We start from the raw sequence: 13,512 nt of genomic DNA, 5'->3' as shown, positions 1-13,512 counted from the left end.
CTCTCCCGCGAGCGGGAGAGGGGAGAAAAACCGCGGGCAGGAGGTCAGGCCGCGGCCAGCGCGCGGTCCAGGTCCTCGATCAGGTCGTCGATATGCTCGATGCCGATCGACAGACGCACCATGTCTTCACTGACGCCGGCCGCCTGCAGTTCTTGGGCGTTGAGCTGGCGGTGCGTGGTCGACGCAGGGTGCGTGGCCAGCGACTTGGCGTCGCCGATATTGACCAGCCGCGTGAACAGCTGCAGCGCGTCGAGGAAACGCGCGCCGCCCTCGCGGCCGCCCTGCTTCAGGCCGAACGACAGAATGCCGGGCCCGCGGCCGCCCAGGTATTGCTGCACCAGCGCGTGGTCGGCGTGGTCCGGCAGGCCGGCAAAATTGACCCACGCCACCTTGGCGTGCTGCTGCAGGTGGCGCGCGATCGCCAGGGCGTTGTCGGTGATGCGGTCCAGCCGCAGCGCCAGGGTCTCGATGCCCTGCAGGATCAGGAACGCGTTGAACGGCGACAGCGCCGCGCCGGTATTGCGCAGCGGCACCACGCGCGCGCGGCCGATATAGGCGGCCGGCCCCAGCGCTTCCGTATAGACCACGCCGTGATACGACACGTCCGGCTCGTTCAGGCGACGGAAGCGCTCCTTGTGCTGCGCCCACGGGAACTTGCCGCTGTCGACGATGGCGCCGCCGACGCTGTTGCCGTGGCCGCCCAGGTACTTGGTCAGCGAATGCACGACGATATCCGCGCCATGCTCGAATGGCCGGCACAGGTAGGGCGACGGCACCGTGTTATCGACGATCAGCGGCACGCCGTGGTTGTGCGCCACGCGCGCGATCGCGGCGATATCGACCACGTTGCCGAGCGGGTTGCCCACCGACTCGACGAACACGGCCTTGGTGCGGGCATCGATCAGGTCGCCGAAGCTGGACGGATTGCGGCCGTCGGCAAAGCGCGTCTCGATGCCGGACTGCGGCAGCGTGTGCGCCAACAGGTTGTAGGTGCCGCCATAGAGCTGGCTGGACGAGACGATGTTGTCCCCGGCCTCGGCAATGGTCTGGATCGCATAGGTGATCGCCGCCATGCCCGACGCCAGCGCCAGCGCGCCCACGCCGCCCTCGAGCGCGGCCAGGCGCTGCTCGAGCACATCGTTGGTCGGGTTCATGATGCGGCTGTAGATGTTGCCGGCCACCTTCAGGTCGAACAGGTCGGCGCCATGCTGGGCGTTGTCGAAGGCGTACGCCACCGTCTGGTAGATGGGCACGGCCACCGCGCGCGTGGTGGGATCGGGCGAATAGCCGCCGTGGACGGCCAGGGTTTCGAGTCTCATCTTCTTCTCTCTTCTTCTCGCTGTTGGGTGCCGGACCGGCGCGCGGGGGCAGTGCCTGCCCTGGCGCCGGGCATGCCGAGCAGTGCGCCGCACGGGCGCACCAGGCCGTGCGATGGTACCAGCCGGCCCGCGCACGCCCCTGCGGCGTGGCTGCTATGGTTGCCGACGGCGCTCGCGCGAAGCAAGGAAACTTATTGCATTTGGATATGCGCGGTGCCGCGGCGCAGCGCTCATGCCCCGACCGCGAGCGGCGGTTCGAGCTGCTGCCAGCGCAGGTTCTCCGGCCGGCGCAGCCCCAGGTGCTCGCGCAGCGTGGTGCCCGTATAGTGCTCGCGATAGAGCCCGCGCCGGCGCAGTTCCGGCACCACCAGTTCGATGAAATCATCGAGCCCGCCCGGCAGCCAGGGCGGCATCACGTTGAAGCCATCGGCGGCCTCGCCCTCGAACCACGCCTGCAGCTGGTCGGCGATGGACTGCGGCGTGCCGTGGATCGACCAGTGGCCGCGCGCGGTGGCCACGCGCAGGCACAACTGGCGGATGGTGAGCCCCTCGCGCCGGGCCAGGCCGGTAACCAGCTGGAAGCGGCTCTTGGCGCCGTTCGGCTCGGCCAGGTTGTCGGGCAACGGGCCGTCCAGTGGATAGCCGCTCAGGTCGATCCCGCCCAGGTGCTGCGACAGCAGGGCCAGCCCCACCGACGGATGGATCAGGTTTTGCAGCGCTTCGAATTTCTCGTGCGCCTCGGCCTCGCTGCGGCCCACCACCGGGAACACGCCCGGCAGGATCTTGAGCTGGTCGGGCGTGCGGCCATAGCGCGCGAGCCGCGCTTTCAGGCCGCGATAGAAGGCCTGCGCATCCGCCAGCGACTGCTGCGCGGTGAAGATGACCTCGGCGGTGCGTGCGGCCAGCTCCTGCCCGGCCTCGGACGAGCCGGCCTGCACGATCACCGGATGGCCCTGCGGCGGGCGCGCGACGTTGAGCGGCCCGCGCACCTGGAAGTGCGCGCCGCGATGGTCCAGCGTGTGCAGCTTGTCCGCATCGAAATGCCGGCCGCTGTGCTTGTCGTACAGGAAGGCATCATCCTCCCAGGTGTCCCACAGCCCGGTGACCACGTCGACGAACTCCTCGGCACGGGCGTAGCGGTCAGCGTGCGCGGGATGACGCTCGAGGCTGAAGTTGCGCGCCTCGGCATCCGACCACGATGTCACCACGTTCCAGCCCGCGCGGCCGCCGCTGAGATGGTCGAGCGAGGCGAACTTGCGCGCCACATGAAAGGGCTCGTTGTAGGTGGTGGAGACGGTCGCCACCAGGCCGATGCGCTGCGTCACCGCCGCCAGTGCCGACAGCAGCGTCAGCGGCTCGAAGGTGGCGGCGCGCGCGGTGCGCGGCAGGGTGGCATCGTCCATGCCGCGGATGGCGACGCCGTCCGCCAGGAACAGCGCATCGAACCCCGCGGCCTCGGCGCGCTGCGCCAGTGCGATGTAGTGCGCCAGGTTGCGCCCGGCATCGGCCTGCGCGCCGGGATGGCGCCACCCGGCGACATGGTGCCCGGTGGCCTGGAGAAAGGCGCCCAGATGCAGCTGGCGCGGCGGCTTTTGCGGTGACATCGATCGTGCTCTCCGGAAGAGACTGGCTGAATCAGGCCGCTTGCCGTTGCGCGGCACCGGCGGACTGGTTGGCCGGCGCCGCGCCCTCGCCGCGCACGCCCGCCTTCACCGCCTTGCTGCGGCGGCCATCCACGCCGACCGGAATGTCGCCGGCGACGGTGGCGCGGCGCACCACGCGGTGCGCGTCGCCATAGTCGTTGATGGCGTAGTGCTGGGTGGCGCGGTTGTCCCAGATGGCGACGTCGCCCGCGCGCCAGCGCCAGCGCACGGTGTTCTCCAGCCGGTGCACATGGCCCTGCAGCACGGCAATCAGGTGCGCCGAATCGGCCGACGCGTAGTCCAGCAGCTTCTTGACGAAGTGGCCCAGCACCAGCGTGCGCTCACCGGTTTCCGGGTGCACGCGCACCACCGGGTGCTCGGTCTCGTAGAGCGCCGAGGTAAATAGCTCGCGGTAGCGCTTCAGCCCTTCGTCGCTCGGATTGACGCGCGTGGCCGCGTAGTCGTAGTCGTTGGTGTGCAGCGCCCACAGCTTGTCGGCCAGTTCGCGCAGCGGCCCGGGCAAGTCCTGGTACGCGGCGGCGGTGTTGGCCCACACCGTGTCGCCGCCGGCGGCGGGAACGGTCACGGCGCGCAGCACCGAGACCGCGGGGTAGGCCAGGTCGAAGGTCACGTCGGTATGCCAGGAGTTGGCGCGGCCGCCGTGCTGCGAGTCCAGCTCAAGCAGCTGCGTGCCGTCGCGCGAAGGCACGGTCGGGTGCGGCACGGTGTCGCCGAACAGGCGCGCAAAGCCCTGCTGCGCGGCATCGTCCAGATGCACCTGGTCGCGGAAGAACAGCACCTTGTGCCTGAGCAAGGCTGCGCGGATGGCGGCGAAGGTGGCGGGCGGCAGGTCGCCGTGCAGCGCGACACCGCGGATCTCGGCGCCGATGCGGCCGGCAACCGGGTGGATGTCGAGCTGGACGGGCTGGTCTTGCGTGGCGTTGGCTTGGGTCATCACGAAGCTCCGGGGAGAGGGTTGGGTCAGGCGAGTTCAGGTTCAGGGGCCCGCTGCACGACGGGCTCCTGCCCGGCGAATTCGCGCAGCACGGCATCGCGCGCCCGCGCGAAGGGAAGTCCGGCGCGTTCGCGCGGATGCGGCAGGTCCACCGGCAGGATGCGGCGGATGCGGCCGGGCCGGGGTTCCATCACCACCACGCGGTCGCCCAGGAAGACGGCTTCCTCGACGTCGTGGGTGACCAGGATCATGGTGATGCCCTCGGCCTGCCAGATGCGCTGCAGCTCCTGCTGCAGGTAGGCCCGCGTCATCGCATCGAGCGCGCCGAAGGGCTCGTCGAGCAGCAGGATCTCCGGGCGCGTCACCAGTGCCCGCGCAATCGCCACGCGCTGCGACATGCCGCCGGAGAGCTGGTGCGGATAGGCCTGCTCGAAGCCGCGCAGGCCAACCAGCGCGATATGCTCGGCAACGTTGCGGTCTTTCTCCGCGTCGCTGCCCGGCGTGTTGAGCAGCGCCAGCCGGATGTTCTGTTCCACCGTCAGCCACGGGAACAGGCGATGCTCCTGGAACACGATGCCGCGCTGCAGGCTGGTGCCCGATACGCGCTTGCCGTCCAGCAGGATCTCGCCGCGGTAATCCTGTTCCAGCCCCACCACCAGCCGCAGCAGGGTGGACTTGCCGCAGCCGCTGGCGCCGACGATGCTGACGAACTCGCCCGGGGTGATGGTCAGCGTGATGTCCTCGAGCACGGGCAGCGCCCGGCCCTCGACTTCATACTGCTTGTGCAGGTGCGCGATGCTTAGCGTGCCGGCATGTGGCATTGGTGGTCTCCGTTCAGTAAGGGGCAGCGCGGCTCAGCCCGCGGCCACCGAGCGCCCGCGCCAGGCAAGCAGGCGGGATTCGATGCGGCTGGCGATCCAGTTCAGCGTGAAGCCGACCAGGCCGACCACGATCACGCCGAAGATCACCAGGTCCATCCAGAAGTTTTCGCGGCCGTCGGTCATGGTGTTGCCGATGCCCTTGCCGGATACCAGCAGGTACTCCGCGCCGAGCGTCGCCAGCCACGCATAGATCAGCGCCAGGTGGATGCCGGCGAAGATCGACGGGGCCGCCGACGGCAGCACCACGCGCCACAGCACCTGGGTGCGGTTGAAGCGTAGGACACGCGCCACCTCAAGCAGGTCGGCCGGCACGGCGCGGATGCCTTCGAAGGTGTTCAGCACCACCGGGAAGAATGCGGCCAGCGACAGGAACACCACCTTGGCGGCATCGCCCAGCCCGAACCAGACCGAGATCAGCGGGATCCATGCAAACAGCGAGATCTGCTTGACCGTGTGAAAGCTCGGGCCGACCAGGCGCTCGAACAGGCGCGACAGGCCCAGCGCCGTGCCGAACACCAGCCCGGCGCTGGCGCCGATGGCAAAGCCGGCCAGGTCGCGCCACAGGCTGGCGGCCAATGCCGTGGCCAGCGCGCCGCTTTGCACCTGGCGCACCGCGGTGTCCCAGACGCTGGATACCGGCACCAGCAGCGGCGAAGTGGTCCAGCCAAAGCGCACGGCGGCCCACCACAGCGCGAGCAGCGCGAGCGGCAGCACCCAGCCGCGCAAGGCGCGGGGCAGGCGAATACGGGGGCGGATAGCGGAAGTGGTCATCGCGGCCTTGCCTCAGAAGCCCGGCTTGCGCCAGCGCAGTACCGCGCCTTCGGCCAGCGCCAGGGTCTTGTCCAGTGCAAAGCCCACCACGCCCACCACCACCACGGCGGCCAGCACCATGTCGAGCTGGAACAGCTGGCGCCCGTAGACGATCATGTAGCCCAGCCCCTCGGACGAGGCCAGCAGCTCCACCACCACCAGTGCCAGCCACGCGTGCGTCAGGCCGTAGCGCACGCCGTTCCACACCGGCGCGGCCGCGGCGGGCAGCACCACGCGCGACAGCGTCTGCCAGCGCGTGAGCTGCAGCACCCGCGCCACTTCCAGGTAGCGGGTCGGCACGCTGCCGATGCCCTTGTACGTGTTCAGCGCCACCGGCACGAAGGCGGCCTTGGCGATCAGGATCACCTTGAGCGCTTCGTCGATGCCGACCAGCAGCATCAGCAACGGCAGCCAGCCCAGCACCGGCACCTGGCTGAACGCCTTGAAAGTCGGGTAGACGTAGTCGCGCAACGTCGGCGACAGGCCCATGGCCGCGCCCAGCGCCAGCCCACCGGCCAGCCCCACGGCAAAGCCACCGGCCACGCGCAGTGCGCTGATGGCCAGGTTGGCCTGCAGTTCACCGCTTTGCCAGAGGTCGGCCAGCGTGCGTGCGACGTCCTCGGGTGCGGGCAGCACCTGCGGCGGAATCCAGGCATTGCGGGCGGCCACGTACCAGACCAGCAGCAGCGCCAGCGGCACCGGCCAGGCCAGCAGCCAGCGGGCGGCATCCTGCCAGCGCAGTGGCCTGCGCGGAGCCGCCACGCGCGGCGCCGCGGCGGCTGGCAGTGAAAGCGAATCGGCGACAGACATGATGTCAGGCTCCCAGGATCTTGCCGTTGGGTTGGTAGACGGGCCAGTAGCTCTGCAGGCTCAGGTCGGTGAGTGCAGCCTTCAGGAAGCGCTGGTCGATCCACTGGTCCACGTCAAAGCGCGCACGGCTCAGCTTGAAACGATAGGCCTGCTCGACCGCGTCCTTGTAGCGGCTGACCAGGAAGGGATCGAAATTCGGGTTCAGCCGCACCCGCAGCGGCTCGCCGTCGAAGTCCTCCTTCCAGTGGTCATAAGGCGTGCCCGCACGCGCCCAGGTGCGCAGCACTTCTTCACGATGGCTTTCGTCCGAGGCCCACCGCGCCGCCTCGACCGCGGCCTTCACCAGGTGCTGCGTGGCCTCCGGATAGCGCCCGGCGAATTCGTCGCTCACCAGTACGTGGCTTTGCCGTGTGTAGATCGGCGACTGGTTCTTGCTGGAGTAAAGGATGCGCACCGCGCCCTTGTCGCGCAGGCGCAGGATGTCCATGGCACCGATGGCGGCGTCGATGTCGCGCGTGGACAGCGCCGCCAGGTAGCCGGCCGTGTCCAGGTTCAGCAGGCGCAGGTCCTTGTCCGACAGCCCGTTCGCTTCCAGCAGCCGCAGCGCGGGCAGATGCATGTTGGTGCCCTTGAACAGCGACACGCGCTTGCCGCGCAGGTCGCTGACCGTCTTCAGCGGCGAATCGGGCGGCACTCCCACGTAGATGTTGGCGCGCACGCCGGTGGCCAGCACCAGCCGCGTCTTCAGTCCAGCGGAGCGTGCCACGATGGACGGCAGGTCTCCTTGCAGCGCAAAGTCGAGCTGGCGGTTGGCCAGCGCCTCGTTGACGGCGGGGCCGGCGCCCTTGAAGAAGAACCACTCCACGCGCGTGCCGGTCGGCTTGAACGATTCCTCGAGCCAGCCGCGCGCATGGGCAATCGCCAGCGAGCTGCCGGCAAAGCTGGGCGGGGTGCCGGTGGCGGGCTGGGCCACGCCGACGCGGATCACGTCAGGCCGCGCGGCCGGGCTGGCGCTGAACGCGGACAGCGGCGACAGCGAAGCCGCCATGCCCAGCCCGGACCAGGCCGCGCAGCGCAGCAGCTCGCGGCGGGTCAGCGTGGGTGCAGCGGTGGCATCGGGGCGCGGGGTCGTCATCGTGCAGACCTTCTTGAAGTTGAGGACGGCTCCACGATAAGCGGCGCTGCGCGCGGACCAGAACGAATGATTCCGGCTTTGGTTATCGGCCCCGCGCATATGGCGCGCAGCGCGGCGTTGGCATATCGGCATGCATTCTTCTTCGTTGGACAAGTGCCGGTGCTGTCCTACAGTCTGCGCATTTTGATCGCTACCAGACTGACCACGCCCTCACGATGAGCAATGACCTGAGTTCCGGCCGCCGGCGCTTCCTCCAGCGCGGGGCGGTGCTGGGCGCCGCCGCGGCCGGCGCCGCCACTGCGGCGCGCGCAGAACCCCTGACGGTTGCGCCGTGGACGCGCGCGCCGGGCGAGCCCGTGCTGTGGCATGCCTACGGCCAGCCGTCACCGTTCGAGAAAGACGTGGTGCGGCGCAGCCGCAGCGCGGCGCCGCTGCCGGGCGCCAACTCGTCGATGACGCCGCTGCAGGACCTGCGCGGCATCATCACGCCGACCGGGCTGGTGTTCGAGCGCCATCACGCCGGCATCCCGCTGATCGACCCGGCGCAGCACCGGCTGGCGGTGCACGGGCTGGTGGCGCGCCCGCGCATCTTCACCATGGACGACCTGGTGCGCCTGCCGTCGGTGTCCCGCATCCATTTCCTGGAGTGCTCGGGCAACACCGGGCGCGAGTGGAAAGCACCCGGTGCGAAGTCGGTGCAGATCAGCCACGGCCTGCTGTCTTGCTGTGAGTGGACCGGCGTGCCGTTGTCCGTGGTGCTGGACGAAGTCGGCGTGGCGCCCGATGCGGCCTGGGTGCTGGCGGAGGGCGCCGATGGCGCAGCCATGACGCGCAGCGTGCCGCTGGCCAAGGCGCTGGAAGACGCGCTGCTGGTCTATGCGCAGAACGGTGAGATGCTGCGCCCCGAGCACGGCTATCCGCTGCGGCTGTTCCTGCCGGGCTACGAAGGCAACATGAGCATCAAGTGGCTGCGGCGTCTGAAGCTGGGGCGCGCGCCGTTCATGTCGCGCGAAGAGACGGCGAAATACACGGATTCCCTGCCTGACGGCAGCGCGCGGCAGTTCACCTTCCTGATGGACGTGAAGTCCGTGATCACCTTCCCCGCGCCGGATCACAAGCTGCGCGAGCGCGGGTTCTATGAAATCTCGGGCCTGGCGTGGTCGGGCCACGGGCGTATCCGCCGCGTCGAGGTGTCGGTCGACGGCGGCCGCAGCTGGCGCGAGGCGCAGTTGCAGGAGCCGGTGCTGGACCGCGCCCTGGTGCGCTTCCGCCTGCCGTGGCGCTGGGATGGCGGGCCAGCTTCGCTGGAGAGCCGCGCCATCGATGAAGCCGGCAACGTCCAGCCCACGCCGGACCAGCTGGTGGCCGCGCGCGGCGTGGCTTCCACCTATCACTACAACGCGATCCAGCGCTGGCGCGTGGCCGCGGACGGGAGCATTGCCAATGCGCGCGCTTGAACGAATCAGTGGTGCCGCCGCCGTGCTGGCGCTGGCTTGCGCTGCCCAAACGGTCCTTGCGCAGACCTACGGCATCGGCCGCGCCGCCAGCGAGCGCGACCTTGCCGCGTGGAATATCGATGTGACCCCGGACGGCACGGGCCTGCCGCCGGGCAGCGGCACGGTCGCGCGGGGCCAGCAGGTCTATGCGCAGCACTGTGCCGCATGTCACGGCGTCAATGGCGAAGGCAAGCCGGCCGATGCGCTGGTGGGCGGGCAGGGCACGCTGAAGGACGCCGCCAGCGGCAAGAACCCCGTCAAGACCATCGGCAGCTTCTGGCCCTACGCCACCACGGTATTCGACTTCATCAACCGCGCCATGCCCTACAACGCGCCGCAGAGCCTGGCGCCGGACGACGTCTATGCGGTCACCGCGTGGTTGCTGCACAAGAACGGCATCCTGCCCGCAGATGCCGTGCTGGACGCGCGCACGTTGCCGCAGGTGAAGATGCCGAACCGCGACGGCTTTGTCGCCGACGCGCGCCCGGATACGGCCAACGTGCCGTGCCGCAGCGGTTGCCCCGGCAAGCCCTGATGGCCCGCCAATGTCGAGACATGGATATGCGATAAGCGGATAAGGGCCAGCGATATGATTCGTTGACCGTGCAGTGGCCGGCTCTCTACAGTGCAAGCTTGTACGCGGCATCCCGGATGCCGCATCGGCTTCCCCCGTATGCCAGAGCTTGCCATGACGATCGCAACCGCCCACGCCAGTGTTTCGCGCCAGCAGAGCGCGCCGCTTTCCACCGCATTTTCCGCAGACGCGGGCAACTTCGAGATCCGTGCGCTGGACGCGCCGCTGGGCGCGGAAGTGATCGGGCTCGACTTGTCGCAGCCGCTGTCCGACGCGGATTTTGCCCGCATCCATCGCGCCCACCTCGACTACCACGTGGTGGTGTTCCGCGACCAGCAGATCACGCCCGCGCAGCAGATCGGCTTCAGCCGCCGCTTCGGCCCGCTGCAGATACACGTGCTGCACCAGTTCCAGCTGCCGGGCCATGCGGAAGTGCTGGTGGTGTCCAACGTGGTCGAGAACGGCAAGCCGATCGGGCTGGGCGATGCCGGCCACTTCTGGCATTCGGACCTGTCGTACAAGGAAAAGCCCAGCCTCGGTTCGCTGCTGCATGCGCGCGAACTGCCCGCCGAGGGAGGCGACACGCTGTTCGCCAACATGCACCTGGCCTGGGACACGCTGCCGGCGGCGCTGCAAAGCGCCGTCGATGGCCTGCAGGCCGAGCACACCTACCTGGCGCGCTATGCCGAGCTGCAGCAGCGCAGCCCGTGGCGGCCCAACCTGACGCCGGAGCAGATTGCGCAGGTCAGGCCGGTGCTGCAGCCGGTGGTGCGCACCCACCCGGAAACGGGGCGCAAGGCGCTCTTTGTCAGCGAGCACTTCACCACCCGCATCGTCGGCCTGCCCGAGGATGAAAGCCGCGATCTGCTGGACCAGTTGTTCGCGCACAGCGTCAAGCCCGCTCACATCTACCGCCACCAGTGGCAGCCGCACGACCTGGTGTTCTGGGACAACCGCTCGCTGCTGCATCTTGCCGCGGGCTGTCCGCCGGAACTGCGGCGCGTGATGTACCGCACCACCATCGAAGGCGACGTGCCGCGCTGAAGGCGGCAGCGGTTTCGCAAGTCATCCCAGGGCGCTCGCAGCAGCGAGCGCCAATCCACCGTATTCCCCGGAGTCTTGATCATGTTCTCTCGTTTTTCCCGCAAGCTCGGCCTGCTGGCGCTGAGCGCCGGCCTGGCCATCACCGGCAGCGCGCACGCCGAAGGCAAGCTTCGCATCGCCGAACAGTTCGGCGTGGTCTACCTGCTGCTCAACGTGGCGCGCGACCAGCAGCTGATCGAGAAGCACGGCAAGCAGCAGGGTGTCGACATCAAGGTCGAATGGACCCAGCTGTCGGGCGGCGCCGCGGTCAATGACGCGCTGCTGTCCGGTGCCATCGATATCGCCGGCGCCGGCGTGGGCCCGCTGCTGACGCTGTGGGACCGCACCCACGGCAAGCAGAACGTGCGCGGCGTAGCGTCGCTGGGCAACTTCCCGTACTACCTGGTCAGCAACAACCCCAAGGTGAAGTCGATTGCCGATTTCACCGAGAAGGACCGCATCGCGCTGCCGGCGGTGGGCGTATCGGTGCAGTCGCGCGTGCTGCAACTGGCTGCGGCAAAGCAGTGGGGCGACAAGGAATACAACCGGCTCGACAAATGGACCGTGGCGGTGCCGCATCCGGATGCCGCCGCAGCCATCATCTCCGGCGGCACCGAGATCACCGGCCACTTCGGCAATCCGCCGTTCCAGGAGCAGGAACTGGCGGGCAACCCCAACGCGCGCATCGTGCTGAATTCGTATGACGTGCTGGGCGGCCCCAGCTCCTCCACGGTGCTGTACGCGACCGAGAAGTTCCGCAGCGACAACCCCAGGACCTATCGCGCCTTCGTCGATGCGCTGGCCGAGGCCGCGGCCTTTGCCACCGCCAATCCGGAAGCGGCCGCCGATATCTACCTGCGCCAGAGCAAGGCCCGGACCGACCGCGCGCTGCTGCTGCGCGTGCTGAAGAACCCGCAGGTGCAGTTCCGCGTGGCACCGCAGAACACCTTTGGGCTGGCCGCTTTCATGCACCGCGTGGGCGCGATCCGCAACCAGCCGAAGTCCTGGCAGGACTATTTCTTCCAGGACCCGGTCACCGCGCAGGGGAGCTGAGCATGGCCACCCACAACCTGCGCGTGGTGTCGGACCGCGCCACGCCCTTGCTGCAGGTGGACGGCGTGTCGCTGGAATACCGCACGCCCGAGCGCATCGTGCGCGCCACCCATCGCGTCAGCTTCGACGTGCATGCCGGCGACCGCTTCGTGCTGCTGGGCCCGTCCGGCTGCGGCAAGTCCACGCTGCTGAAGGCCGTTGCCGGGTTCGTTCCGCCCAGCGAGGGCGAGATCCGGCTCGAAGGCCGGCGGGTGCTGCAGCCCGGCCCGGACCGCATCGTGGTGTTCCAGGAGTTCGACCAGCTGCCGCCGTGGAAGACGGTGGTGCAGAACGTGATGTTCCCGCTGCGGCAGGCGCGCAGGCTGTCGCGGGCGGAGGCGCGCGAGCTGGCGCTGGACAGCCTGCACAAGGTCGGGCTGGCCGATTTTGCCGATGCCTACCCGCATACGCTGTCGGGCGGCATGAAGCAGCGCGTGGCGATCGCGCGCGCGCTGGCCATGCGCCCCAAGGTGCTGCTGATGGACGAGCCCTTTGCCGCGCTGGACGCGCTCACGCGCCGGCGCATGCAGGAAGAGCTGCTGGCGCTGTGGGACGACGCGGCCTTCACCTTGATGTTCGTTACGCATTCGATCGAAGAGGCGCTGGTGGTGGGCAGCCGCATCCTGCTGCTGTCGCCGCACCCGGGCCGCGTGCGCGCGGAGCTCAACAGCCACCAGTTCAGCCTGGCCAGCCAGGGCGGCGCCGAATTCCAGGCCGCCGCGCAACGCATCCACGGCCTGCTGTTCGACGCGCCGGCCACCATCGACCCGCCGCCGGCGCGCAGCGCGGTGGCACGCTGAAACCGACATCGCATCATGACGCAAACGACGCTGACCCTCGCCGACCCGCTGCGGCCCGAATACGAGCGCGAGCCCGAGCCGTTCACCGAGGCCCCGCTGGCGCGCGCGTTGCCGTGGCACCAGCGCGCGTGGCAGCAGGACTGGCTGCGCAAGGCGCTGATCCTGCTGGCGCTGGGACTGATCTGGGAAGCGGTGGCGCGCATCCAGGACAACGACCTGCTGCTGCCCTCGTGCCTGGCCACGCTGCGCGCCTTTGGCGCGGCGGTGGCCAGCGGCGAGCTGCCGGGCAAGGCGGCGATCTCCCTTTCGGTGCTGCTGCGCGGCTATGCCGCCGGCATCGTGCTGGCATTCGTGCTGACCTCGCTGGCGGTATCGACGCGCCTCGGGCGCGACCTGCTGGACACGCTTACCGCGATGTTCAACCCGCTGCCGGCGATTGCGCTGTTGCCGCTGGCGCTGCTGTGGTTCGGGCTTGGCACCGGCAGCCTGGTGTTCGTGCTGATCCATTCGGTGCTGTGGCCGCTGGCGCTGAACATGTACGCGGGCTTCCGCGCGGTGCCGCCGACGTTGCGCATGGCGGGGCGCAACTACGGCCTGCGCGGGCTGCGCTATGTCGCGCTGGTGCTGGTGCCGGCGGCGCTGCCCGCGATCCTGTCCGGCCTGAAGATCGGGTGGGCCTTCGCCTGGCGCACGCTGATCGCCGCCGAACTGGTGTTCGGCGCGTCGTCGGGGCAGGGCGGGCTGGGCTGGTTCATCTTCCAGAACCGCAACGAGCTCTATACCGACCGCGTGTTCGCCGGGCTGGCCGCGGTGATCCTGATCGGATTGCTGGTCGAGGGGCTGGTGTTCACCACGCTGGAGCGGCTGACCGTGCGCCGCTGGGGCATGCAGCATTAGGCGGCGGGCGGCGGCGC

Annotated in this window: 13 protein-coding genes; 6 read left to right on the top strand and 7 right to left on the bottom strand. The window is 69.2% G+C overall.

Annotation, left to right across the window (positions count from 1 at the left end; genetic code table 11):
* Nucleotides 1–44: 44 nt before the first annotated feature.
* The 7 genes from AC3FMM_RS09120 to AC3FMM_RS09090 form a co-directional block, all read right to left on the bottom strand.
* Entirely contained in the window at nt 45–1,319 is a 1,275-nt protein-coding gene (locus AC3FMM_RS09120; RefSeq protein WP_115713927.1) for an O-acetylhomoserine aminocarboxypropyltransferase/cysteine synthase family protein, read from the bottom strand.
* 230 nt (nt 1,320–1,549) lie between these two features.
* Nucleotides 1,550–2,923: an LLM class flavin-dependent oxidoreductase gene (locus AC3FMM_RS09115; protein ID WP_488686474.1), complete on the bottom strand. Its 1,374-nt coding sequence runs from the start codon at nt 2,921–2,923 to the stop codon at nt 1,550–1,552.
* 31 nt (nt 2,924–2,954) lie between these two features.
* Nucleotides 2,955–3,917, bottom strand: coding sequence for a TauD/TfdA dioxygenase family protein (locus AC3FMM_RS09110; protein ID WP_488686473.1), 963 nt, complete (start codon nt 3,915–3,917; stop codon nt 2,955–2,957).
* Nucleotides 3,918–3,943: 26 nt separating this feature from the next.
* The gene (locus AC3FMM_RS09105; protein ID WP_115713924.1) at nt 3,944–4,738 is read right to left on the bottom strand and encodes an ABC transporter ATP-binding protein; all 795 of its coding nucleotides are present in this window, start codon (nt 4,736–4,738) and stop codon (nt 3,944–3,946) included.
* A gap of 33 nt (nt 4,739–4,771) precedes the next feature.
* A complete protein-coding gene (locus AC3FMM_RS09100; protein WP_115713923.1) occupies nt 4,772–5,569 on the bottom strand; it encodes an ABC transporter permease in 798 nt (265 codons plus the stop codon).
* 12 nt (nt 5,570–5,581) lie between these two features.
* Nucleotides 5,582–6,418: an ABC transporter permease gene (locus AC3FMM_RS09095; protein WP_115713922.1), complete on the bottom strand. Its 837-nt coding sequence runs from the start codon at nt 6,416–6,418 to the stop codon at nt 5,582–5,584.
* Nucleotides 6,419–6,422: 4 nt separating this feature from the next.
* Entirely contained in the window at nt 6,423–7,553 is a 1,131-nt protein-coding gene (locus tag AC3FMM_RS09090) for an ABC transporter substrate-binding protein (protein WP_115713921.1), read from the bottom strand.
* Between the two features lie 215 nt (nt 7,554–7,768).
* On the opposite strand from AC3FMM_RS09090, the gene soxC reads away from it, so the two are divergent.
* The 6 genes from soxC to AC3FMM_RS09060 all read left to right on the top strand — a co-directional run bounded on the left by soxC (nt 7,769) and on the right by AC3FMM_RS09060 (nt 13,495).
* A complete protein-coding gene (gene soxC / locus AC3FMM_RS09085; RefSeq protein ID WP_488686472.1) occupies nt 7,769–9,010 on the top strand; it encodes a sulfite dehydrogenase in 1,242 nt (413 codons plus the stop codon).
* Nucleotides 8,997–9,584 carry a c-type cytochrome gene (locus AC3FMM_RS09080; RefSeq protein ID WP_488686471.1) on the top strand — a complete coding sequence of 196 codons (588 nt, stop codon included), beginning with the start codon at nt 8,997–8,999 and terminating at the stop codon, nt 9,582–9,584. The genes soxC and AC3FMM_RS09080 overlap by 14 nt, the downstream gene beginning before the upstream one ends.
* Before the next feature lie 153 nt (nt 9,585–9,737).
* On the top strand, nt 9,738–10,667 hold the full coding sequence (locus AC3FMM_RS09075) for a TauD/TfdA dioxygenase family protein (protein ID WP_488686470.1): 930 nt from the start codon (nt 9,738–9,740) through the stop codon (nt 10,665–10,667).
* A gap of 81 nt (nt 10,668–10,748) precedes the next feature.
* Nucleotides 10,749–11,759, top strand: a complete 1,011-nt coding sequence (locus tag AC3FMM_RS09070; protein WP_488686469.1) for an ABC transporter substrate-binding protein — start codon at nt 10,749–10,751, stop codon at nt 11,757–11,759.
* 2 nt (nt 11,760–11,761) lie between these two features.
* Nucleotides 11,762–12,598, top strand: coding sequence for an ABC transporter ATP-binding protein (locus AC3FMM_RS09065; RefSeq protein ID WP_473704644.1), 837 nt, complete (start codon nt 11,762–11,764; stop codon nt 12,596–12,598).
* 15 nt (nt 12,599–12,613) lie between these two features.
* Nucleotides 12,614–13,495 carry an ABC transporter permease gene (locus AC3FMM_RS09060; protein WP_115682414.1) on the top strand — a complete coding sequence of 294 codons (882 nt, stop codon included), beginning with the start codon at nt 12,614–12,616 and terminating at the stop codon, nt 13,493–13,495.
* Nucleotides 13,496–13,512: the final 17 nt, after the last annotated feature.

The sequence above is a fragment of the Cupriavidus sp. 207A1 genome, assembly GCF_057798955.1.
The sequence above is the reverse complement of the archived record's forward strand: the minus strand, read 5'-3'. Positions and strand labels throughout refer to the sequence as shown.

Bases quoted from the DNA above. Each gene is read 5' to 3' on its own strand.
- AC3FMM_RS09120 (WP_115713927.1), bottom strand. From the start codon at position 1,319: ATGAGACTCGAAACCCTGGCCGTCCACGGCGGCTATTCGCCCGATCCC.
- AC3FMM_RS09115 (WP_488686474.1), bottom strand. From the start codon at position 2,923: ATGTCACCGCAAAAGCCGCCGCGCCAGCTGCATCTGGGCGCCTTTCTC.
- AC3FMM_RS09110 (WP_488686473.1), bottom strand. From the start codon at position 3,917: ATGACCCAAGCCAACGCCACGCAAGACCAGCCCGTCCAGCTCGACATC.
- AC3FMM_RS09105 (WP_115713924.1), bottom strand. From the start codon at position 4,738: ATGCCACATGCCGGCACGCTAAGCATCGCGCACCTGCACAAGCAGTAT.
- AC3FMM_RS09100 (WP_115713923.1), bottom strand. From the start codon at position 5,569: ATGACCACTTCCGCTATCCGCCCCCGTATTCGCCTGCCCCGCGCCTTG.
- AC3FMM_RS09095 (WP_115713922.1), bottom strand. From the start codon at position 6,418: ATGTCTGTCGCCGATTCGCTTTCACTGCCAGCCGCCGCGGCGCCGCGC.
- AC3FMM_RS09090 (WP_115713921.1), bottom strand. From the start codon at position 7,553: ATGACGACCCCGCGCCCCGATGCCACCGCTGCACCCACGCTGACCCGC.
- soxC (WP_488686472.1), top strand. From the start codon at position 7,769: ATGAGCAATGACCTGAGTTCCGGCCGCCGGCGCTTCCTCCAGCGCGGG.
- AC3FMM_RS09080 (WP_488686471.1), top strand. From the start codon at position 8,997: ATGCGCGCGCTTGAACGAATCAGTGGTGCCGCCGCCGTGCTGGCGCTG.
- AC3FMM_RS09075 (WP_488686470.1), top strand. From the start codon at position 9,738: ATGACGATCGCAACCGCCCACGCCAGTGTTTCGCGCCAGCAGAGCGCG.
- AC3FMM_RS09070 (WP_488686469.1), top strand. From the start codon at position 10,749: ATGTTCTCTCGTTTTTCCCGCAAGCTCGGCCTGCTGGCGCTGAGCGCC.
- AC3FMM_RS09065 (WP_473704644.1), top strand. From the start codon at position 11,762: ATGGCCACCCACAACCTGCGCGTGGTGTCGGACCGCGCCACGCCCTTG.
- AC3FMM_RS09060 (WP_115682414.1), top strand. From the start codon at position 12,614: ATGACGCAAACGACGCTGACCCTCGCCGACCCGCTGCGGCCCGAATAC.